Raw genomic sequence first — 22,426 nt, forward strand, 5'->3', positions numbered from 1 at the left:
TTACCAAAAAATATCGATAGATGTAAAGTTGATATATGGTCTCAGGATGAAACTCGAGTTGGGCAACAAGGTAGCTTAACTCGTATATGGGCTAAGCGTGGCACTAGACCCCGTAAAGTTCGGCAACAGCAATTCATTTCAACATATATTTATGGAGCTGCTTGCCATGATACAGGAGAAGCTTTTGCATTAATTTTACCATATGCAAACACACAGGCAATGAATAAATTCTTAGAAGAGCTTTCTCGCAGTATTCAAGGCAACCGACATATAGCTTTACTAACGGATAATGCAGGTTGGCACACAGCCAAAAAACTAACTGTGCCAAGCAATATCACTTTGATACCGCTTCCGCCCTATGCACCGGAACTTAATGCAATGGAACAAGTTTGGGAATGGATCAAAAATCATTTCTTGTCTAACCAATGTTATGGTGTATATGAAGATATCGTCACTATGGCTTGTTACGCTTGGAATCAATTTGCTCATAATGTAGATTTAGTAAAATCAATTATGTATAGAGACTGGATAAACACACCGTGTTAATTATTGCAATTGGTATCAAGCATAAACATAATACGCAATGTTGTTTTAGCTCGTATTGCTAACCCAACTAGTAAGCGTGAAACAGTCAATTTATTGGTCAATAATTATGGAGTAGATTTAAAGCTTGATTCGGTATACAAAACTATGGATAAAATAGATGATAAGGTGGTTGAGAAAATCGAGCAGTGTGCTTTACTTAGCACTCAAAAGTTGTTTAAAGAAAAAATCGATGTACTATTTTATGATGCAACAACTCTTTATTTTGAATCATTTACTGAAGATGAGTTGAAGAGTAAGGGGTTTAGTAAAGATCATAAATTCAATGAAGTACAGGTAATGCTGAGCATTTTTGTTACTAATAATGGTATTCCAATCGGTTATGAGATATTTCCTGGGGCGACCTATGAAGGTCATACTTTATTGAAAGCTTTAGATAGCTTGAAAGGCAGGTTTGCTATTGATAAAGTAGTGTTTGTAGCAGACAGCGGTATGTTGAATAATGAAAATTTAGCTCTATTAGAACAGGCTGGCTATCAATATATAGTAGGTGCTAAAATTAAGAATATGACTAAGGATATTACAGCTAAAATCTTAAATAATGATGATTATCAGCCATTAACCGTTGATGCAGAAGAATATAAGGGAAAAATAATTGAACTAGCTGAAAAGGGTCGCAAACTGATTATGAGCTATAGTAGCAAAAGGGCTTATAAAGATGCTCAAGATAGAGAGCAAGCATTGAAGAAATTAATGAAAAAAATGAACAAAAGTAAAGGAGTTAAGTCGTTAATTTCTGCTAGTGGTTATAAAAAATATTTAATAATTAATAATAACCTGAGTTTGACGTAAGCACCAAACAAAATGCTAAGCATTATGTAATAACATAAACAAACTGTTGGTGGTGAGCTATGGTAAAAATAAAACCTTCTTTCAAACTAGTGTGTTAGGAGAAAGAATATTTGAAAAGTAAGAAGGGAGGGATTATAAAGTTCTCGAATAATAACAACAAAATTGGAGAATATATTATGATCCCTCTTACGGAGATTTTCTGCTTAATTGATGATTTTTGCAAGCATTTTGATACGGAGCAAAATAAATATATATTACCAAATCCTAACCGTAAGCGTAAAGTAGTTTGCAGTATAGGACTCTCAGAGATTATTACTATTATAGTAATGTTTCACTTGAGTCACTACCGTACCTTTAAAGATTTTTATTTATGCTGCCTATGTCAAAGTTATAGAAAGGAATTTCCAAAACTTGTGAGCTATAGTCGTTTTGTTCAGTTAATGCCAATGAGCTTCATGCCCATGGTATTACTGCTAAAAAGCCTATCAGGAAAACAAACTGGTCAATATTATATCGACTCTACTAAACTTCCTGCTTGCCATAATTTAAGAATTAATAGACATAAAGTATTCAAAGACATAGCAAAAAGAGGTAAGACTTCCACTGGGTGGTTCTTTGGTTGTAAGCTACATATTGTCATTAACAGTTGCGGAGAGATTATGAGTTTTTCTTTAACTCCAGGAAATGTTGATGATAGAGCAGTGGTAGAAAATTTAGTAGATAAATTACAAGGCTGGCTTTTTGGTGATCGTGGGTATATCAGTAAAAAACTCACTCAATCCCTTGCTAATCAAGGTTTAGAACTAATAACAAAAATTAAAAGTAATATGAAAGAAAGAATAATAGATCCTATTAAAAAGCGGTTTTTAAATAAAAGGTATATTATTGAAACCATTAACGATCAACTAAAAAACCTTTGTCATATAGACCATACAAGGCACAGATCTGTTATGAATATTTGAGTCTGTCCTATAGTTTGTGTAAGTTGCAAAGAAAGCAGTAAGAGATTACTGTAAAAAAAGTAACTTAAGCAAGCAAGGAGGAATTATGGCTAAAAAATTAGATACAGATAAAGATACATTAAACATCAGTAATCAGCTAGTAGAAGAATTATTATCAAAAGCAGATCCATCGGAGTTATTTGGTCGAGATGGTTTATTTCAACAGCTAAAGAAGCAAATAGTTGAGAAAATATTAGCAAGTGAGTTGGATCATGAATTAGGATATTCAAAACATAGCAAGATGGCAAAAGTAGATAATAATCGTCGTAATGGTAGCTATGAGAAGACAGTAATTGATGGGGATGGTCGTAAGCTGACAGTAGAAGTACCAAGAGATCGGGAAGGAGAGTATAATCCTCAATTAATACCAAAAGGGCTGAGGAGATTTAATGGATTTGATGAGAAAGTGATATCCCTTTATGGTCGCGGTATGACAGTCAGCGAGATCCGAGGGCATTTAGAAGAAATATATCAAACTGATGTATCTGGTGACTTGATATCCACCATAACAGATGGGGTAATAGAAGAAGTAACTAGGTGGCAAAATCGTTGTTTAGATAGGGTGTATCCAATATTATACTTGGACTGTATCTATGTAAAATCTAGAGACAATCACATAGTAATAAATAAAGCAGTATATTTAGCACTTGCTGTAAATATAGAAGGGAAAAAGGAGTTACTTGGCATTTGGATAGGCAAAAATGAAGGTACGTCAATTCGGGATAAGGATATTGTGAACATGTAGATTAAAATCAAATTTTGTTGAAGGTTTATTTTTCTTTAATGAGTAAGCAACAAGAGTAGATAATATATGGACAAAGGCATTTATTGGTGATCTATGTCTAGTATGTTCAAGGTTCATTTTATTTTTTAGATAATCAAAAACTGTTTCAATTAAGTTACGCTTTCGAAGTAAGATTTTTTCTTTCAAATCCATTAATTTATTTTCCATATTCTTCTTAATTCCATGAATCATTTTTAAGCCTCTTTCATATAAATTTAAGAACAAATTTTGCTTAATATAACCTTTATCAGCTGCTATAATTCCAGTTAATCTTTTTGTTAACTCCGGTACTGGAACCCTATCATCTACATTGCCTTTGGTCACTTTTAATGCCATAAACTCCCCTTTATTATTGATTATTACATGTAATTTAAAACCATAAAAATACCCCATAGAGGATTTACTATGTTTGGCTAATCCTTTAAAAACTTTATTGCTATAACGCCTTTTATTGTGACAAGCTTTAATCGTTGTAGAGTCAATAAAATAAATACCTGTTTCCTCACCAAACAACAAATGAATCAACATATTTAGCGGTATGAATAATCGTGCCATTAATTCAACAAATCTATTATAACTCAAGGCTTTGGGAAAATCATCCTTATGCATGCACTCTATATAACTTTTATAGAAAAATTTAAAATTCTTAGCATAGGATGTATGAAACATAATTATTATTGTTAACATTTCACTTAGACTCATGCTACAACAGCGATTTCTTTGCTTATTTGATGGTAATAACTTTCTCTGTTCATACTCCAAATAAATTTTACAAAAATCATCTATAAAACTATATAATTCTGTGATATCTTTTTTCATGCCTGTAGTTTGTTTTTTTGTTTAAAAATATAAATACTGCAGGCACTCCTTTTTGACAATCCTTTTATCTATTACTATTTCATCTATATCTTATCCCGAACTGACGTAAGTAGTTACTGAGTTAAAGAATCGAGGAATTGAACAAATTTATGTTGCTTGTGTGGATGGTTTAAAGGGCTTTCCAGAAGCTATAAGCAGTGTATTCCCGAGTACTATAGTACAATTATGTATTGTACATATGGTTCGCAATTCAGTAAAGTATGTGTCATATAAAGATTTAAAAGAGGTCACATCAGATCTAAAACAAATTTATACAGCTAATAATGACGAAATGGCACGTTTAAAACTTCAGCAATTTGGTGTAAAATGGGATAAAAAATATCCGGTAATTTCTGATATTTGGCAACGTAATTGGTCTGGGATAATACCGTTTTTTGCCTTTCCTGAAGAGAACAGAAAGGTAATTTATACTACTAACACTATAGAATCTGTAAATCGTCAAATTAGAAAAATTATCAAAAATAAGGGGGTGTTTCCAGATGATAAGTCAATTCAAAAAATAATATTTTTATCCCTACAAAATGCAGCCAAAAAATGGACCATGCCTATTAAAGATTGGTCTTTAGCTTTAAATCAATTTGAAATACTTTGTGGAGATTTTAAATATGATTTATTGGAAAATAAAAAATGAACTTACACAAATTAAATGATTGACTCGAATTTTCAAACTAACGTATTAGCTGGACTGCTTGCCTATGTTTTTAAGCCTAATAAAATTTCTGTAGCTTTTGGAAAATTAAACAATCTCAACCTTCCTCTTACATCAAACTGAGGTTATTATAAAGACGGAGCTTTGTCGTGCTTAATTTCGTGGGGATACATCAGATTGCGAGGAGACCTTAGGTCGACGAAGCAATCCAGAAAAGTGATTAAAAATGGATTGCCACGCCACCTACGGTGGCTCGCTAATAGACGACTTTTCTACTTTATTTTCTTAAGCTGACGCCTATGAGTTCCATCGCTCCTGCTATAGTCAATTAAGGAAAGATTGGTGACATCCTTTTTGTTGAAACAAATGGCTAATTAGCTATATTAAAATTTAAGTTGAATATAAGCTATTAACAATATAATATGGAGATGTTGAAATTAGATAAGATACAATGATTACTATTACTTTTCCAGATGGAACGCAAAAGCAATTTACAAAAAATATTACGGGGTTGGAGATAGCTAGTCAAATCTCTACTTCTCTAGCAAAAGATGCTTTGGTTATTGAGGTAAATAATGAGCTAAAGGACTTAAGCTGGTCGATAGAATTTGATTGTAATTTAAGAATTTTAACCTATAAAGATTCTAAATGCTTAGAGGTAATACGTCATGATGCTGCTCATATAACAGCGGAGGCAGTTAAAGAATTATTTCCCAATATCCAGGTAACTATAGGGCCCGCTATTGAAAATGACTTTTTTTATGATTTTGCTAAGGAGCAACCTTTTTCATCGGAAGATTTACTGAAGATAGAAGCAAAAATGCATGAGATTGTTAAAAGAAATGAGAAAATCACTAGAGAAGTATGGAATCGTGATCAAGCTATAGAATTCTTTAAATCAATTGGTGAACATTATAAAGCTGAGATAATCTCGGGAATTCCGGCAAATGAGGATATTACCTTATACCGGCAAGGCAATTTTGTTGATCTGTGCCGTGGTCCGCATGCTCCATCAACTGGCTTCATTAAACATTTTAAATTAATGAAAGTGGCAGGAGCATATTGGCGAGGTGATAGTAAAAATCCTATGCTACAAAGAATCTATGGTACAGCTTGGGCAACAAAAGAGCAGTTGGACAATTATCTGTATATGCTTGAAGAAGCAGAGAAACGTGATCATAGAAAATTAGGGCGGGAACTTGATTTGTTCCATTTTCAGGAAGAAGCTCAAGGTATGGTATTTTGGCATGATAAGGGTTGGAGCATATACCGCATTATCGAACAATATATCAGAAATAAAATCAGAAAAATGGGGTATATTGAGGTAAAAACTCCGGTACTTGTTGATAAAAGCTTGTGGGAATCTTCTGGTCACTGGGAAAAATTTAGAGAAGATATGTTTGCTCTAAATCTTGCTGATGATAAAACGCTGGCTATGAAACCAATGAATTGTCCATGTCATGTGCAGATTTTTAAGCAAGGTATCAAAAGTTATCGAGATTTACCATTGCGTATGTCTGAATTTGGTTTGTGTCATAGAAACGAGGCATCTGGAGCACTGCATGGTTTGATGAGAGTAAAGGCTTTTAGGCAAGATGATGCCCATATTTTCTGTACCGAAGAGCAAATTAACAGCGAGACAGTAAAATTTTGTAGTCTCTTAACCGAGATTTATAAAGATTTTGGTTTTTCGGATATAAAAATTAAATTTTCAGATCGTCCTAAGGTGCGGGCTGGCAGTGATGAAGTTTGGGATAAAGCCGAAAATGCTCTAAAGAATGCCGTAAAAGAAGCCGGTTATTCTTACATATTAAACCCTGGTGATGGGGCATTTTATGGGCCAAAACTAGATTTTTGTCTTAAAGATTCAATAGGTAGAGAATGGCAATGCGGTACTCTACAAGTTGATTTTGTCTTACCGGAACGTCTTGATGCTCACTATATTGCAGCAAACGGTGAGAGAAAGAGACCAGTAATGTTGCATAGGGCTGTGATTGGTTCTTTTGAACGATTCATTGGCATATTAATTGAAGAATATGCCGGACGATTCCCTCTATGGTTAGCTCCTGTACAAGTAGCTATTGCTACTATAACTAGTGATTTAAATGATTATGCACTTGAGATGCATAAATTATTGGTTAGTGAAGGGGTAAGGTCAGATATTGATATTTCGCCTGAAAAGATTAATTATAAAATACGTTGTTTTTCTAATGATAAAGTGCCTATAATAGCTGTTGTTGGTAAACAGGAAATAGCAAATAATACTGTGACTATAAGACAACTCGGATCTGATCAACAAGAAATTATTTCTTTAGAAAATCTAGTAAAGCTTGTGAAAGATCAGAATACCCGCTATTTAACGTAAGTGGTATTTTGAATATAGCTAAATGTCATTGCGAGTCCACTAGCACTCCTTCATTGCGAGGAGCTGCAAAGCGGCGATGAAGCAATCCATAAAGGTATAGTCAATTCAGGGGAATTTGGTGCTAGGAACGATGGAGCGACGCCTATAAGTAATAGGCGAGCGACGAGTGACGACGTAACCAACTTCCCATCAATTGACTATAATTAGAAAGGATTGCTTCGTCGGCTCACGCCTTCTCGCAATGACGGTTGTGCTTGTAGTTTGTCATTGCGAGCGAACATATGTGAGCGAAGCAATCCATTTTTGTGTCACCCCTGCTCGACTTAGTGTCACCCCTGCTTTGGTGTGGGGTCTAGAGATTCCGCACCGAAGCGGGAATGATAATAGTGGGTGGGAATGACAAAAAACTGTGATAATACAATTTTATTTTAACAATAATTATGGAGAAGTTTTATTTCTGGAGTTAAGAGCAGTAATTTTCCGAAGGCTAATAGGGAAATTAGGGCTAGTCAAGTTCGTTTAGTCGGTGAAAATGGTGAGATGCTTGGCATCGTCAGTATTAGGGAAGCTTTGGAGTATGCCGAAAAGGCTGCTTTAGATTTAGTAGAAATTTCACCAAATGCTGAGCCTCCTGTCTGTAAGATATTGAATTTTAGTAAGTTTAAATATGATAGTAAAAAACGTATCCAAGATTCCAGGAAAAAACAAAGAATTATTGTTCTTAAAGAGATGAAGTTTAAGCCAAACATTAGTCAGGGTGATTTTGATGTGAAGCTTCGTAAAATCAAAGATTTTTTGAAGGAAGGTGACAAAGTAAAAATCTCCTTATGGTTCAAAGGTAGAGAGATTATCCATAACGATATTGGTATGAAGTTATTTGACCGTATATTGTTAGAACTAGAAGGTTTGGCTAAGATTGATTCTGCTCCTAAAATGGAGGGCAAACAGATAATTATGTTAGTCAGTCCTAATACCATAAAAATACCAACGAACTAATTAGAACTAATATTATGCCAATTAAGATTCTCATGCCTGCTCTATCCCCAACTATGACTGAAGGGAATGTTAGCAAATGGCTAAAAAAAGAAGGAGATAAGGTTGTTCCAGGGGATGTTATAGCAGAAATAGAGACAGATAAAGCTAATATGGAAGTGGAATCTGTAGATGAAGGGGTTCTTGCTAAAATAATTGTACCACAAGGTACAGAGAATGTAGCGGTCAACTCACTTATTGCTGTATTACTTGAAGAAGGTGAAGATATAAGCTTATTGGATAATTTTATATCAAATATTGATAATGCTGCTAAATCATCTGAAAAGCCGGCAATAGTTGTAGAGGAAAGTAAATCAGTTAATTTAACTCCGGAAAATAAAACAATAAAAGATACTGCTAGAGTATATGCCTCGCCTTTGGCTAGAAGATTAGCAGCTATTGATAATATTGATTTGTCAAATATTCAAGGTAGTGGACCACATGGCAGAATAATTAAAAAAGATGTATTATCCTACTTAGTGCAACCAACAAATAGTGGTAAGATTAGGGCGGTGAACAGAAATAACCAGGAGTACAGGGCTGTCCCCAATAACAATATTCGTAAAATCATCGCTAAACGTTTGCTTGAATCTAAACAAACCATCCCACATTTCTATCTATCAATAGAATGTAATATGGATAAGTTGCTTGATATTAGAGAAGATATCAATAAATCGCTGATAGAAGAGAGTAATATTAAAATTTCTGTCAATGATTTTGTTATTTTAGCAGTAGCCAAAGCTCTAAAAATTGTACCGGAAGCAAATGCCAGTTGGGATGAATCTGCTATTCGATATTATAACAACGTCGATGTATCAGTTGCTGTAGCAATCGATAACGGTCTTATAACACCTATCGTCAGAAATGCCGATCAAAAAGATTTGGTGACATTATCCCGCGAATTACAAACTCTTATAAAAAAAGCCCGGGATAATAAATTAACTCCTGAAGAATTTCAAGGGGGCGGGTTTTCCGTCTCTAACCTAGGTATGTACGGTGTTAAGAGCTTTAATGCTATAATAAATCCACCACAAAGCTGTATCCTAGCAATAGGAGCAAGCTCAAAACGTCCAATAGTTGACAATGATCAGATAAAAGTTGCTACTATGATGGATGTTAGCCTTTCTTCTGATCACAGAGTTGTTGATGGTGCTGTTGGAGCCAAATTTTTAGCTTCATTCAAAAAATTTATAGAAAGCCCTGCATTGATGCTTATATAATTTCTGATTTGCATCTTATCTTCATCACAACTTAAAACTTAAATCATAGAATAAATTATGAGCTTTTCTGATAATCTAGTAAAAATCTTAAACAAATATGAAGAAATATCAAAAAAATTAAGCACTGGTATAGTCGGAGAAGAATTTATCAAAGCATCGAAGGAATATGCTGGGCTAGAGCCAATTGTTCAAACAATTAATGAATATAATAATTCTACATCCGAGTTACGCGATATCAAAGAAATGGCACAAGAGCCAAATTTAGACCATGATACGCAGTCGATGATATATGATGAAATACATCGTTTAGAAGCTCTGATGCCTAAACTAGAAAGGGCGGTAAAACTTTCTTTGTTACCAAAAGATGAATCTGATACAAAAAATGCTATTATTGAGGTAAGAGCTGGTAGCGGTGGAGAAGAAGCGGCATTATTTGCAGCAACTTTATTTAATATGTATCACAGATACGCCGAATTAAAGAGCTGGCGTTTTGAAATATTATCAATCTCAGATACTGGTATTGGCGGATATAAAGAAGCATCAGCCCTAATTCAAGGACGCGATGTATTCTCTAAACTTAAATTCGAATCAGGCGTCCACCGAGTACAGAGGGTTCCTGAAACTGAGTCAAGTGGTAGGATCCATACTTCGGCAGCTACCGTTGCTGTCTTGCCTGAAGCAGAAGATGTAGACGTTAAGATCGATGACAAAGATTTACGAATTGACACATATCGAGCATCGGGAGCAGGTGGACAACATGTCAATACCACAGAATCAGCGGTAAGAATTACCCATTTACCAACTGGTATTGTCGTTGCCTTACAAGATGAAAAATCACAGCATAAAAATAAAGCTAAGGCTATGAAAATTCTTCGTTCTAGGGTATATGAAGCAGAACGATATAAAAAAGATATGGAGAGAGCCGAAGTACGCAAAGGTCAAGTTGGTTCTGGTGATAGATCGGAAAGAATTCGTACCTATAACTTTCCGCAAGGTAGAGTATCTGATCATAGAATTAACCTAACTCTCTACAAAATAGAAGATGTCGTAAAAAACGGGCAGTTAGATGAATTTATTGAAGCTTTAATATCGGCTGATGAGGCAAAAAAACTTTCAGAAGTTTAACGTTATTAAGAGGAGGCATTTTAGTGACAATGAAGTAATCTTAAATTGTCGTTCTTAGCAACGTTGTCCTGACTTCGGAAAATAGTTAAAGATAAGTGTATAGAAAAAGCAGGAGAAAAAGGGTTTTGTTAATTAGAGGGCGTTTGTTGTGCCTCTATATATTTTTATTATTAACATATAATATTTTAGTAGATATACTAACCAACAATTAGTTTTAAATATGCTACCGATATGTTTTAGTAAACACGATATTAAGATTAGACCAATTTATCATTGGAGTCCTAGGCTCTGTGAACAAAATTTAAATTACTAGATTTCGACTCTTTTTAGCCTGAATATTGCATGAAAGAATAGAGACAAAACCCTTGTAATACTATATAATATCAGTGTTAAAAGAAGATTACATAGAGGGTTTTGCCATGACAAATTGTACAGGATTAATTTACCAATCGAAAGTAAAAAATCGTCAAATAGAAATAAATTTCACAGGAGGTAATATTAGTAGCGATGGAGGTGTATTATTGCTAAGAGAAGCAGATAAAAGACTTGGTCTAACTAATGAACTGGCTAAGATTTTTCCTGATAAGCGAGATTCTGATAAAATTACTCATACTATTTTAACAATGCTCAAACAGCGTATTTATGGTATTGCTCTTGGTTATGAAGATTTAAATGATCACGATAATTTAAGAAAATGTCCAGCTTTGCAAACAAGTATAGACACACTGGACGATATGGCTAGTAGCTCTACTTTATGCCGTTTAGAAAATAAAGCAGATCGTGGATTTGCTCTTAAAGCTCATAAGGTGATGATTGACAAGTTTGTCGAATCTCATAAAACCGTGCCGAAACAATTAATACTTGATTTTGATGCCACTGATGATGAAATTTATGGCAATCAAGAGGGGAAGTTTTATCATGGATATTATCGTCATAATTGCTTTCTACCTTTATATGTTTTTTGTGGAAAAAAGCTGTTAGTAAGCAATCTTCGCAGCTCAAAGCTAGAACAAGCAAAGCATAGCTGGGCAATATTATCTCTATTAGTCAAGCGTTTTTGTCAATCGTGGCCTGAAGTAGAGATTATTTTTCGTGGTGATGGTGGATTTTGTCGTCATCAGATGCTGGATTGGTGTGATGAAAATAATGTAAAATATATAGTCGGAATAGCCCAAAATACTAGACTCAACAAGCTGCTTGAGCCATTGATGCAACAATCTAACGAAGCCTTCACAATTAGCAAAGAGAAGCAACGCTTTTTTAGTGAATTTAAATATAAAGCTGATAGCTGGAGTCGTCATCGTAAGATAGTTGGTAAATCAGAAGTAACTAGCCTTGGTGAGAATCCAAGATATATAGTAACTAACCTCAGTTTGATGTAAGAGGAAGGTTGAGATTGTTTAATTTTCCAAAAGCTACAGAAATTTTATTAGGCTTAAAAACATAGGCAAGCAGTCCAGCTAAATACGTTAGTTTGAAAATTCATAACGAGTCTGTCCTATAGTTTGTGTAAGTTGCAAAGAAAGCAGTAAGAGATTACTGTAAAAAAAGTAACTTAAGCAAGCAAGGAGGAATTATGGCTAAAAAATTAGATACAGATAAAGATACATTAAACATCAGTAATCAGCTAGTAGAAGAATTATTATCAAAAGCAGATCCATCGGAGTTATTTGGTCGAGATGGTTTATTTCAACAGCTAAAGAAGCAAATAGTTGAGAAAATATTAGCAAGTGAGTTGGATCATGAATTAGGATATTCAAAACATAGCAAGATGGCAAAAGTAGATAATAATCGTCGTAATGGTAGCTATGAGAAGACAGTAATTGATGGGGATGGTCGTAAGCTGACAGTAGAAGTACCAAGAGATCGGGAAGGAGAGTATAATCCTCAATTAATACCAAAAGGGCTGAGGAGATTTAATGGATTTGATGAGAAAGTGATATCCCTTTATGGTCGCGGTATGACAGTCAGCGAGATCCGAGGGCATTTAGAAGAAATATATCAAACTGATGTATCTGGTGACTTGATATCCACCATAACAGATGGGGTAATAGAAGAAGTAACTAGGTGGCAAAATCGTTGTTTAGATAGGGTGTATCCAATATTATACTTGGACTGTATCTATGTAAAATCTAGAGACAATCACATAGTAATAAATAAAGCAGTATATTTAGCACTTGCTGTAAATGGACTAGTGTTAAGAACAAGCTCTTTTGCCGCCACTTAGAATTAAATTGGAAAATCTTTAATCCTTTTTTCATACTCAGATTGGCAATCTCCGAGTGATAATTTTGAATACATCTCCAATGATTGACGACTCTCATGTCCTGAATATGGCTGAATTAATGCGTCATCTACGCCTTTTTTCTTCATCCAAGTAAAAAGAAAATGTCTTAATGTATGAGGAGATATTGAATGCTCAATACCCGCTTCTTTTGTATAGTTCATTAATATTTTTCTAATGCCTCGATCAGAATATGCCATCTTCAAACTTGATTCAAATAAATATTTTGAATCATTTCTTTTCATATTTTCTAGATGAACAGCTAATATTTCCTTAAAACTATCAGGAAACGGAACTATTCTGTCCTTCTTTCCCTTACCTTGCACAACTTTTATCTGACAATTATCTAAATCTATGTCAGATATTTTTATATTTACTAACTCAGAAACTCTCACCCCGGTATAAAGCAATGTTTTAATCATTACTATATGCTTCATATTTCTAGATTTCCATACCGTGTTGTAATATTTATTTATTTCCTCTTCCGTAGGCACATACGGCAACTTCCTTTCCTTACCACTCTTTACTTCTACATCAAGATTTTTTCTTATATGCCTGAATAATTCTCTTAAGTAATTATAATCAGGCTTTTCTTTTTTCAGATGTTTGCAAAAATATTTAGCTTTTTCTCTAACTGGCGTACGTTCTAATATCATAATAAGCAATTAAATAGTTATCCCGATTAACAAGCGTTTATTAAAATCTAACGGAAAAAGACCATAAGGATTTATATGACCTGAGAATAACGGTGTTAATGCTCTATAGTCTTCAGGCATAAACCTGTTCTGCCAATGTGGCTGTGATAATATTTGTTGAATAATCAAGGTATTGATATAAACCATACATACCTGCAACAGATGTAAACATAATACCGATAATTCCTGATCTTCAATATTGTTCGTTGCAATGTGACCTAGTTTACCGTAAAAAATAAAATCCATTACATTATTAAGGCGTTCAACAATATTTAGTCCTTCATTAACTTCAATACGTAATTCTTCCGAGGATAAATATTTACACAAAAATATGGTTTTATTGGCTTTGCCTAGTTCTACCAGTGCCTTATATACCGGATGAGCGTAATTATTATTACTAAATCTTTTGATTAATACGGATGGTGTAACTATTCCTAGTTTTAGGGCAACCATATGTTTGACAGTCTCATCGTAATTATCTTCTAATAACTCCCAATTTATACTTCCCTTTAGGATCTCTGAAATATTTTTATATTTATTTCTATCTCTAGAATCAACGTAATACAATTTTTGCTTATTGATTGCCTTTAGTCTCGGGCATAAGGAGAAATCTAGTAAATAACTCACGGCAAAACCTATTACACTTTGTCCATGGGTATCGACAAATACACGATTCATGTCCATGTCCGTATCATGGTCAATAATGCCTTTTATCATGCTACCTACCTCTGATGAGGTGCAATCCTTTAACTGCGAGTAAATACATAATGATTTCTTGTCAACATGCCAATAAATCATTACTCCTTTCTTACCATAACGAAAATGCCATTCGCTCATTAGATTTTGATCCCAAGCAAACAGATGAGTTGAGTCACAGGTCACTGTTGTAGTAGCCTCTCCCCAAACATCAGGATTTCGTGTTTTTAAAACGTTATTAACCATTGTACGAATAGCATTTCTAATGTTTGTAGCATTAATATGGCGTTTTTTTACATAACGTAAATCACTATAATTAACATTATCATTAGCAATGCTGATTCTTTTTAATCCGGTGTTGCTACCAATGCCAAATATACATAGTAATAGTCTTCTTTGTAGATCAGAACTATTGATATTGCTGCTTTTACCAACAGTTTCAAGTTCCTTAGTAAAATTGATTCTTAGATCGCACTCTTTTAAAATATCAATTAAGTGTATACTTGACCACTTATTATTGATTTCTTGCTGTAACTTAATAATATTATCAGGTTCATCCTGTGAGTCTAAGGGAGTAAGCTTTATATTGTTACCAACTTTACTTTGTTGGATCTTTACAAACTGATTATTAGGAATATTTGCATTTAATGCATCTAAGCTGTTAGTAAGTGAAGTCTTTAATTTTTCTACGAACTCCTCGAATTTTAGCGGTAACCCAAGTAACTCATAATATGATTCTCGTTTCTCAATAAAGTCCTTCGGTAAGTCCTTATTCGGATCTCTATAACGGTAACTTTTATTAACCCAAATAGCTTTAAAACCAAGAAGTTCTTTAATCTGTTCTAATATGGCTAGTTCATAATTATATTTATTTATTCGCAATTGACCTTTTTCTATTTTAAAGATCATGCTATACCAGTTCTGTGGGATAGCTCTATTGATTGGTGGGATATTAATATAGTAAGCTAAATCTGATTCATTCCAGTATTGGTTGATAAAACGAATTGCCTTTAAGATAGGTTGATAATCAATATGATCTTCAGAAATTTGTAATATTCTTATTATCGCAAGTAGACTACCTCTATTGCCATAAGCATAGGTGGTATGCATTTTTTCTCGCACCTGAGCCTGATACCACTTACTACCACGATGTTGTAGATCTTCAATTACTTCTTCCAGCTTCTCCTGAGGCACTACCGGATAAACTTTGTCCTCAATAATGCTTTTAGGATTTTTTGCATTTAGTATAGCCAACTTTTCTAGAATATCAAACTTTCCGTCAACACGCTTAACTTCCTGAAGAATATGACGGTCTACATGCTTCTCTGCTCCGGCTCGCATCTTTTTAATTAGTTTAATCATGGTATCTATTAAGGCATCCAACAATAGCTCCAGTCTTACACTACAGAATATTGCCATGGTGGCATATTTTATAGTCGGGGCAAAATCTAGAATATTGCTAGGTGCAAAAACCATCACACGTTCATAATATTTTAATAATAATTTTCTGTCTACTGACTCTATTATGCAGTCAGATAATTTGATTTGACCTAGTAAATTGATTTTATTTATGGCACATTGAATATTCTTAATTTTAGCTCCAGAGATATCTTTTTTAAGTTCTGATAATTCTATAATGTTATTATCCTCATCACTATTTTTACTAAGAATGCGATCTATTAAAAGAAGATTTCCTTGACTTAAATTATCAAATATTTTTCTAAAAAATTGTTGTTCAAATTTTTGTTTAGCTAACGAAATGTAATTTTCTAATTGTTTGGTATTAACAATTTCTATTCTATCTTTGATGAAATATGTACGTATTTGTTCAAGTAGCACTGAATCTGAGAAATGACGCGGTATCAAGTCATCTACAAGATAATTCATTATTAATGTAATATCCTTGGCATTTGCTACACGATATCCTAAATACTGTCTGATATCCTGACGATACCTTTCTCCAGTACGTGTATCCCAGTCAAATGTAATAATTTGTGTTGGATCAATATCTAAATGTTTGGCAACCTGTAACAATAATTGCATCGAAACTGTGTTAGCTTTATTAGAGGGAAATTGTATGTATTTTTTGAAATACACTAACATTATTGCAAAAGTTAACTGATTTGATTGACCTTTCTTTTTCTTGCATAAATTTAAATCCTCTAATGATAAATTATATTGCATTTTTATCTGTTCCTAGAAATCACAGTGTCGGTATTGATTTACTCGATTTTATTCATATTACAATTATTTTGCAATATATTTTTTGCTCTAACAATAAAAAAGTGTAAACATTATTTTTTTAGGAACTGTAAGTGGCGGCAAAAGAGCTTGTTCTTAACACTGGTCCTTATAAAGCCAATTACTCCCTAGAAGTGGGAGTTTGTTATAGAACCGCTCAAAGCGGGTTAATATTACTTATTTTGACCTGTAAAACAGGTTAAGTTGATCAGCTCTTTTATCCTCAGATTCTTGGTTTTGAACGTATTTACGTACTACCTCTTCATTCGCTCCTACGGTACTCACAAAATATCCTCTTGCCCAAAATTTATGACCAACAAAATTTTGCTGTTTATTTGCTATATTTTGTGCTACCCATATAGAACTTTTACCTTTAATAAAACCCACAAATGTACAGTGGTTTAAACTATTATAGTTTGGCATATACATTATCCTTCTTGATTCTGCTTTGAGCGGCAAAATCATTTAGGGATATCTTTAGTATATGTCAAACACTATGATTCCACCGCTGAAAGCGGTGGCTTAGCATTTGGGATAGTTAATTATGTATTTTTATTATCTCTAAAATTATCTTGTGGGTAAAGCTAAGTCTTTACAAGATGCTTACGCTTCTATAAAGATACAAAGTGTCTATCAAGGTAAAGCCAATCTTTTTATATATATGACTAATTCTATCTGCTGAGTATAGATAAATAGTTTTTATACCAATATCGTGTGCTAAGCTAATTGTCTTTAATATAATAGTTTTCCCAAAACCTTGTGTTCTAAATTGTTTCCTTACTGAAACAAAAGACATAATGGCATTATTATCGTAAATGCTTAACATAGAAGTAGCCACGGGAATATTTTGCCAATATAGTAACAAAAACCTATAGTTTTGTAATTTTGACAATGCTTTTACAAATAAAAATATTGCTTTATGTTCTTTATCAATTGCACTTGCAAGCACTTTAGACCACAAATGTATGTTTTGAGTAACAATGATCATTATATTATAACACTCTATTTGTTTTAAATTATGCATTTCAAATTTCATTGCTAAAATATTACCTTCTGGTTGTAAATAATTAGAGTTAATGTCATGTGTATTGTATAAAAAGAATGGTATATCTTGATAAAATGTTATTATTTTTTGTAACATAGTTTCAGAATGCACGTTCCAACATAAGTTGCATCTATGTAAATTATAAGGAGATTTTAGGGCTACTAAATCTTTATCATAGATAGCTTGCCAACCGTATGATTTTATTTTATTCCAATCGTTTAAGTGATATAATTTTATTATTGCCATGCATTTACATTACAATGTATTTTTATTGTCAGGACTTCCTCAAAAACCTAAAGATTTACTTTAGATAGGATATTTCATTAGACTTCCTGCATAAGTCAATCTAGTTGGTGATTCTGTCATCGAAACTTGCCTCCGCTCCTCACATACGTCTTTGTACTCTGCGGTGCTTGGCTTCGTTTCTTCTAAAAACCCCTCAACTATTTTTGACTTATGCAGGAAGTCTATTATATGAATAACTTAGCAACAAGCAACAGAGTTTCAAAATAGATATAGATGTTTTAATTCTCTTTCAGCTTCAGCTTGATCCATTACGTTCAGTTGATTATGACGTATTTGCTATTCGAAACATTATGACTATTATGTCTTAATTTTATAATTTACGTTCTAAATAATAGGCGTATCCCTGTTATACAACTGTCCATTAGGGAGTCAGCTGTCTAGATTGTCGCTACCGGTTAAAACTGTTCTAAATACCCAATAAGATCAAGGTTTTTATAAATTTATATAATTGTTATATTTTGCATCATATCACTGAAAATAGTACTTTTGCTTAAGTCCTTATTGTATTAATATATCATTAATACAATAAAAATTAGTTTTATGCAGGATATTAATAATTATCAATCAAAACTTGACCCTTGTTGCTACTCGGATAGATTGTTAAGTAAAATCTCGTTATTAAATGTAAAAGCAAATAATACACTAGATATTGTTAAAATAACACAAGCTATCTACTATGCTAAAAAATATCATGGTGTGCAAAAAAGAAAATCAGGAGAACCGTATTACTCTCATCCAATTGAAGTCGCGTACATGATGTTAGACTGGTCACTAAATTCGGAATTAATAATAGCTGCGTTATTACACGATATTGTAGAAGACACTGAATTTTCTTTAGAAAAAATTACCTTTCTCTTTAATCACAATATTTCTCAACTAGTAAGTAAGGTTACAAAACTCAATGATTCAATTAATACATATCAGTTAACAGAAGAGGAAATAGTATTGAAGCTTATCTGTGGTAAACAATCTAAAGAAGCAATTCTTATTAAGTTAATAGATAGATTACATAACTTGCGTACAATACGACACATGCCACAAATAAAGCAAAAAAAGAAAGCTAGTGAAACGCTCAGAATCTATGTTCCCCTTGCTAAGTATTTAGGTATAGCAGAAATAGAGTATGAATTAACAGATATTGCTGTTAGTATAATGGTTCCAATATTTTGGACAGAAAAATAAGAAAAATGAGATAGAATTCTTTAGCAAACAAGGAGAGCTAGAGATGAAAAAACAAGTAAGGCAATATAGTGCTGAGGAGAAAGCCAAAATTGTCATAGAAGCAATTAAGGGAGAGCTAACAATAGCCCAGATAACCAGTAAGTATGGTGTTCATGCAACACAGATAAGTAACTGGAAAAAACAAGGTCTTGAGTTGTTAGTACAAGGTTTTAAGAATAAAACACAGAGTGCTGATCCAAATCAGCAGGGGTTAATCAAGAATCTATATGAGCAAATTGGTCAGTTAAGCGTTGAGTGTGACTGGCTCAAAAAAAAATCTGCATTGTTTGGAATTAAAGGTTAGGTGTAATATGATAGAGCCTAATCATAATAAGTTAACAATTGTACAACAGTGTAAGTTATTGGATATTAGCAGGTCAACCTATTACTATCAACCTACTGGTATTAGTGAACAAGATATCAAGATTATGGCAATAATTGATGAGACCTATACTATGCATCCATATTATGGTATGCGGCGGATGGCTAAATATTTACAAGCCCAAGGTTTTTCGGTAGGTCGTAAAGCTGTTAGACGTTACTACAAGATAATGGGTCTTGAAGCTGTTTATCCTAAAATAAATTTAAGCAAGAGGAATCAAGTGCATAAAATATATCCTTATTTACTAAAAGGATTAGAAATAGTATTGCCAAACCAGGTTTGGAGTGCAGATATAACGTATATAAGACTGAGCCAAGGGTTCGTATATTTAGTAGCTATTATTGACTGGTATAGTCGTTATATTCTAAGTTGGCGAATCTCCATTAGTTTGGAAAGTGAATTTTGTGTAACAGCCCATAGTACCCTACAATTTTTGTAAAGATGGTATTAGGATAGAAAAAAGTTTTTGTTTGGGAGGTATTAATAATGTGGATATTAGCTGCGTTATGGCTGTTGTAGATTGATAAAAAGCATTTTTGATATGATCAAAGCCATAGGTAAATAATGAAAACAATTGTCTTTCAATGGTTTTGTACCGTTTTATTCGGATGGGATTTAAGGCATTTTGTATTATTCCATTTTTGACTATTAAAGCTGAAGCAATAGCAGTTATCACTAATAATTTTTCAAGAGTCAATCATTTAATTTGTGTGTGCGTCAAGATAAGGTGCATTAATCTTACGGGTGAAAGTCCTGTTATGGAAGGAGTAGCTAGCTCCACCATATAGCGAGTCTTGTGCTGCTGAAGGTAACGACAGTAGTAAAGCGTAGACAGCGAAACATCCGAGCCGAAACCAAATGGTGAACGTGATAGCCCTGAAATGATATTGGTAGTGGAAGTCGATGTGCTACACAACGCAGTAGACAAGAGAAAACTAGAGGTCAAACTAGCGAAAATCCGAAAGTTTTCAACCATCGGGGTCTCAGGCGTCAGCGAGTTTGTAGAGATTAATGACACAACTTGAGAAGTCCTTATAACTCTTACTGAGTTAAGTAAGTATTCAAAGTACAAGTGCCGAAACATAAGGCTTTGGAGATGGTGTTAAGGATGGCTGAGTCAGTTGTAGTAGTGATGAAGCTTCGTAATGGGAGTGGAGCGAAGGGCTGACAGAAAGGTAAGAACGTAAGAGGGAAACAATGACCGTACACAGCATAGACGGAAATACATGGTCAACGAAACTTGAGCGTATAAAGTTGCTATCATCACAAAATCAAGACATAAAGTTTAATAATCTTGGACATATTATTGATTTAAAGATGTTAGAAGAACAATATAAGGAACTTGATAGCAAGAAAGCTGTAGGAATAGATGGTATAACCAAAGCGGTTTATGGTAAGAAGTTGGAAGCAAATTTGCTCTCGCTCCTTACTAAAATTCGCAAGGGGCAATATCAAGCTAAACCTGCACGAATTACATTGATTCCAAAAGAAGATGGAGGCAAAAGACCTTTGGTAATATCATGCTTTGAAGACAAGATAATCGAGTCGGCAGTAAGCAAGATATTAAACTCAGTGTTCGAGCCAATATTCTTAAAATGTTCTTACGGGTTTCGACCTAAATTAAACGCCCATGATGCACTTAAGGAGTTGAATAGACTTACGTATAACTTCAATAAAGGAGCTGTAGTTGAAATTGATATAACTAAGTGCTTCAATTCAATCAAACATTCTGAGTTGATGGGATTCCTAAGAAAGAGAATATCTGACAAAAGATTCCTAAGACTAGTTATGAAACTGATGGAAACACCAATTATAGAAAACGGCATTACAGTTACTAACAAGGAAGGATGCCGCCAAGGGTCTAAAACATCACCAATTTTGGCAAATGTCTTCCTACATTATGTTATTGACTGTTGGTTTGCTAAAATCAGCAAGGAAAACATAAGAGGGCAAACTGGAATGGTGAGGTATTGTGACGATATGGTGTTCGTCTTTGAGAATGAAGAAGACGCGAGGAAGTTTTATGAGGTTTTGCCCAAAAGATTAAACAAGTATGGCTTGAACATCAATGAAGCTAAATCGCAGATGATTCAGTCCGGTAGATACCATGCTGAGGACTTAGCTAAGCAAGGTAAGAAGATCAAGAGTTATAATTTTCTTGGCTTTACTTGCTATTGGGGTAAATCAAGGTTTGGTAACATATGGAGATTAAAATATACCACAAGGAAAGATCGATTTACCGAGAAGCTTAAAGGGCTAAGAGAATATCTACGAAGTCACCTTAATGAGAGGGGCAAAGAACAGATATTATTGCAAGTCATTAGAGCTACAAAGGGGTGGATCAATTATCATGGTATATCAGATAATCAAAGACGAGTAAGTTCATTTATTCACCAAACTAGGCGAGCAATATATGGGTGGTTTAATAGAATGGGTGGGAAGCGTAAGATGAATTGGCAAAGATTAGCTGAAATACTCAAAAGGGTCGACTTTCCAAATAAGTGGAAGACCATTTCAATGTTCTAAAACCAACAAAAAAAAATAGGGTACAAGCCTATCTTACCTTTCGGGAGCCGGATGCGGTAGCTCTGCATGTCCGGTTCTGAGGAGGGGCTTAACCAAGCAATTGGTTAGGTCTACTCACAAAGTTCATTTTTTATTTTCCAATAAATCATATTTAAAATCTCCACAAAGTATTTCAAATTGATTTAAAGCTAAAGACCAATCTTTAATAGGCATGGTCCATTTTTTGGCTGCATTTTGTAGGGATAAAAATATTATTTTTTGAATTGACTTATCATCTGGAAACACCCCCTTATTTTTGATAATTTTTCTAATTTGACGATTTACAGATTCTATAGTGTTAGTAGTATAAATTACCTTTCTGTTCTCTTCAGGAAAGGCAAAAAACGGTATTATCCCAGACCAATTACGTTGCCAAATATCAGAAATTACCGGATATTTTTTATCGGACCAGTGTTAAGGTAGCTGCGATGAGCCGCCACATTTAATGCAAAGTTCTAACTTTTTAAGTTCCTAAAAGAATATTGTTGACACTTTTTGATATTTATATTAAAAGATATAGCTCATAATATTTAATTATAGG

At 33.7% G+C, this 22,426-nt stretch carries 17 protein-coding genes and 4 pseudogenes; 13 read left to right on the forward strand and 8 right to left on the reverse strand.

What is annotated here, in order from left to right; translation table 11 throughout:
* Positions 1-2,442 precede the first annotated feature (2,442 nt).
* Positions 2,443-3,141 carry an IS256 family transposase gene (locus NBW66_RS01430; RefSeq protein ID WP_250311527.1) on the forward strand — a complete coding sequence of 233 codons (699 nt, stop codon included), beginning with the start codon at positions 2,443-2,445 and terminating at the stop codon, positions 3,139-3,141.
* Here the strand turns inward: NBW66_RS01430 and NBW66_RS01435 are convergent.
* The gene (locus NBW66_RS01435; RefSeq protein ID WP_250310582.1) at positions 3,109-3,999 is read right to left on the reverse strand and encodes an IS982 family transposase; all 891 of its coding nucleotides are present in this window, start codon (positions 3,997-3,999) and stop codon (positions 3,109-3,111) included. The genes NBW66_RS01430 and NBW66_RS01435 overlap by 33 nt on opposite strands.
* Positions 4,000-4,108: 109 nt before the next feature.
* Here NBW66_RS01435 and NBW66_RS01440 point away from each other — a divergent pair.
* The 7 genes and pseudogenes from NBW66_RS01440 to NBW66_RS01470 form a co-directional block, all read left to right on the forward strand.
* Positions 4,109-4,690 (forward strand): annotated as a pseudogene (locus NBW66_RS01440) (IS256 family transposase); the annotation flags it as partial.
* A gap of 27 nt (positions 4,691-4,717) precedes the next feature.
* Positions 4,718-4,831 (forward strand): annotated as a pseudogene (locus NBW66_RS14370) (IS982 family transposase); the annotation flags it as partial.
* A 328-nt stretch (positions 4,832-5,159) separates the two neighbouring features.
* The gene (gene thrS / locus NBW66_RS01445; protein ID WP_250311528.1) at positions 5,160-7,073 is read left to right on the forward strand and encodes a threonine--tRNA ligase; all 1,914 of its coding nucleotides are present in this window, start codon (positions 5,160-5,162) and stop codon (positions 7,071-7,073) included.
* A 453-nt stretch (positions 7,074-7,526) separates the two neighbouring features.
* Complete coding sequence (infC, locus tag NBW66_RS01455) at positions 7,527-8,069, forward strand: translation initiation factor IF-3 (protein ID WP_284346790.1); 543 nt, start codon at positions 7,527-7,529, stop codon at positions 8,067-8,069.
* Positions 8,070-8,083: 14 nt separating this feature from the next.
* Entirely contained in the window at positions 8,084-9,325 is a 1,242-nt protein-coding gene (locus NBW66_RS01460) for a pyruvate dehydrogenase complex dihydrolipoamide acetyltransferase (RefSeq protein ID WP_250311530.1), read from the forward strand.
* 57 nt (positions 9,326-9,382) lie between these two features.
* A complete protein-coding gene (prfA, locus tag NBW66_RS01465) occupies positions 9,383-10,450 on the forward strand; it encodes a peptide chain release factor 1 (RefSeq protein WP_250311531.1) in 1,068 nt (355 codons plus the stop codon).
* Positions 10,451-10,836: 386 nt separating this feature from the next.
* Positions 10,837-11,832 carry an IS1380 family transposase gene (locus NBW66_RS01470; protein ID WP_250311532.1) on the forward strand — a complete coding sequence of 332 codons (996 nt, stop codon included), beginning with the start codon at positions 10,837-10,839 and terminating at the stop codon, positions 11,830-11,832.
* On the opposite strand, the pseudogene NBW66_RS15180 reads toward NBW66_RS01470, so the two are convergent.
* A pseudogene (locus NBW66_RS15180) lies at positions 11,819-11,945 on the reverse strand (IS982 family transposase); the annotation flags it as partial. The gene NBW66_RS01470 and the pseudogene NBW66_RS15180 sit on opposite strands and share 14 nt — an antisense overlap.
* An 81-nt stretch (positions 11,946-12,026) precedes the next feature.
* On the opposite strand from NBW66_RS15180, the gene NBW66_RS01475 reads away from it, so the two are divergent.
* Positions 12,027-12,677, forward strand: coding sequence for a transposase (locus tag NBW66_RS01475; protein ID WP_250311533.1), 651 nt, complete (start codon positions 12,027-12,029; stop codon positions 12,675-12,677).
* A gap of 2 nt (positions 12,678-12,679) precedes the next feature.
* Here NBW66_RS01475 and NBW66_RS01480 read toward each other — a convergent pair whose 3' ends face one another.
* The 4 genes from NBW66_RS01480 to NBW66_RS01495 all read right to left on the reverse strand — a co-directional run bounded on the left by NBW66_RS01480 (position 12,680) and on the right by NBW66_RS01495 (position 17,657).
* On the reverse strand, positions 12,680-13,390 hold the full coding sequence (locus NBW66_RS01480) for a tyrosine-type recombinase/integrase (protein ID WP_250310731.1): 711 nt from the start codon (positions 13,388-13,390) through the stop codon (positions 12,680-12,682).
* A gap of 9 nt (positions 13,391-13,399) precedes the next feature.
* Positions 13,400-16,309 (reverse strand): Tn3 family transposase, encoded by a 2,910-nt coding sequence (locus NBW66_RS01485; protein ID WP_250311455.1) that lies wholly within the window; start codon positions 16,307-16,309, stop codon positions 13,400-13,402.
* 234 nt (positions 16,310-16,543) lie between these two features.
* Entirely contained in the window at positions 16,544-16,831 is a 288-nt protein-coding gene (locus NBW66_RS01490) for a transposase (protein WP_250311534.1), read from the reverse strand.
* Positions 16,832-16,958: 127 nt separating this feature from the next.
* Positions 16,959-17,657: a GNAT family N-acetyltransferase gene (locus tag NBW66_RS01495; RefSeq protein ID WP_250311535.1), complete on the reverse strand. Its 699-nt coding sequence runs from the start codon at positions 17,655-17,657 to the stop codon at positions 16,959-16,961.
* A gap of 600 nt (positions 17,658-18,257) precedes the next feature.
* Between NBW66_RS01495 and NBW66_RS01500 the strand changes: the two genes are divergently transcribed.
* From NBW66_RS01500 to NBW66_RS01510, 3 genes are read left to right on the forward strand one after another with little or no spacing between them, the layout of a single operon-like run.
* Positions 18,258-18,899 (forward strand): HD domain-containing protein, encoded by a 642-nt coding sequence (locus tag NBW66_RS01500; protein WP_250311536.1) that lies wholly within the window; start codon positions 18,258-18,260, stop codon positions 18,897-18,899.
* A 43-nt stretch (positions 18,900-18,942) separates the two neighbouring features.
* The gene (locus NBW66_RS01505) at positions 18,943-19,242 is read left to right on the forward strand and encodes a transposase (RefSeq protein WP_094649795.1); all 300 of its coding nucleotides are present in this window, start codon (positions 18,943-18,945) and stop codon (positions 19,240-19,242) included.
* 7 nt (positions 19,243-19,249) lie between these two features.
* Positions 19,250-19,759, forward strand: coding sequence for an IS3 family transposase (locus tag NBW66_RS01510; protein WP_250311537.1), 510 nt, complete (start codon positions 19,250-19,252; stop codon positions 19,757-19,759).
* On the opposite strand, the gene NBW66_RS01515 is transcribed toward NBW66_RS01510, so the two are convergent.
* Entirely contained in the window at positions 19,745-20,017 is a 273-nt protein-coding gene (locus NBW66_RS01515) for a hypothetical protein (RefSeq protein ID WP_250311538.1), read from the reverse strand. The two genes, NBW66_RS01510 and NBW66_RS01515, sit on opposite strands and share 15 nt — an antisense overlap.
* Before the next feature lie 500 nt (positions 20,018-20,517).
* Between NBW66_RS01515 and NBW66_RS01520 the strand changes: the two genes are divergently transcribed.
* The gene (locus tag NBW66_RS01520) at positions 20,518-21,846 is read left to right on the forward strand and encodes a reverse transcriptase domain-containing protein (RefSeq protein WP_250310618.1); all 1,329 of its coding nucleotides are present in this window, start codon (positions 20,518-20,520) and stop codon (positions 21,844-21,846) included.
* A 123-nt stretch (positions 21,847-21,969) separates the two neighbouring features.
* Here the strand turns inward: NBW66_RS01520 and NBW66_RS01525 are convergent.
* Positions 21,970-22,284 (reverse strand): annotated as a pseudogene (locus tag NBW66_RS01525) (transposase); the annotation flags it as partial.
* Positions 22,285-22,426: the final 142 nt, after the last annotated feature.

The sequence above is a fragment of the Rickettsia endosymbiont of Oedothorax gibbosus genome (assembly GCF_936269705.1).
Lineage (GTDB): Bacteria > Pseudomonadota > Alphaproteobacteria > Rickettsiales > Rickettsiaceae > Tisiphia.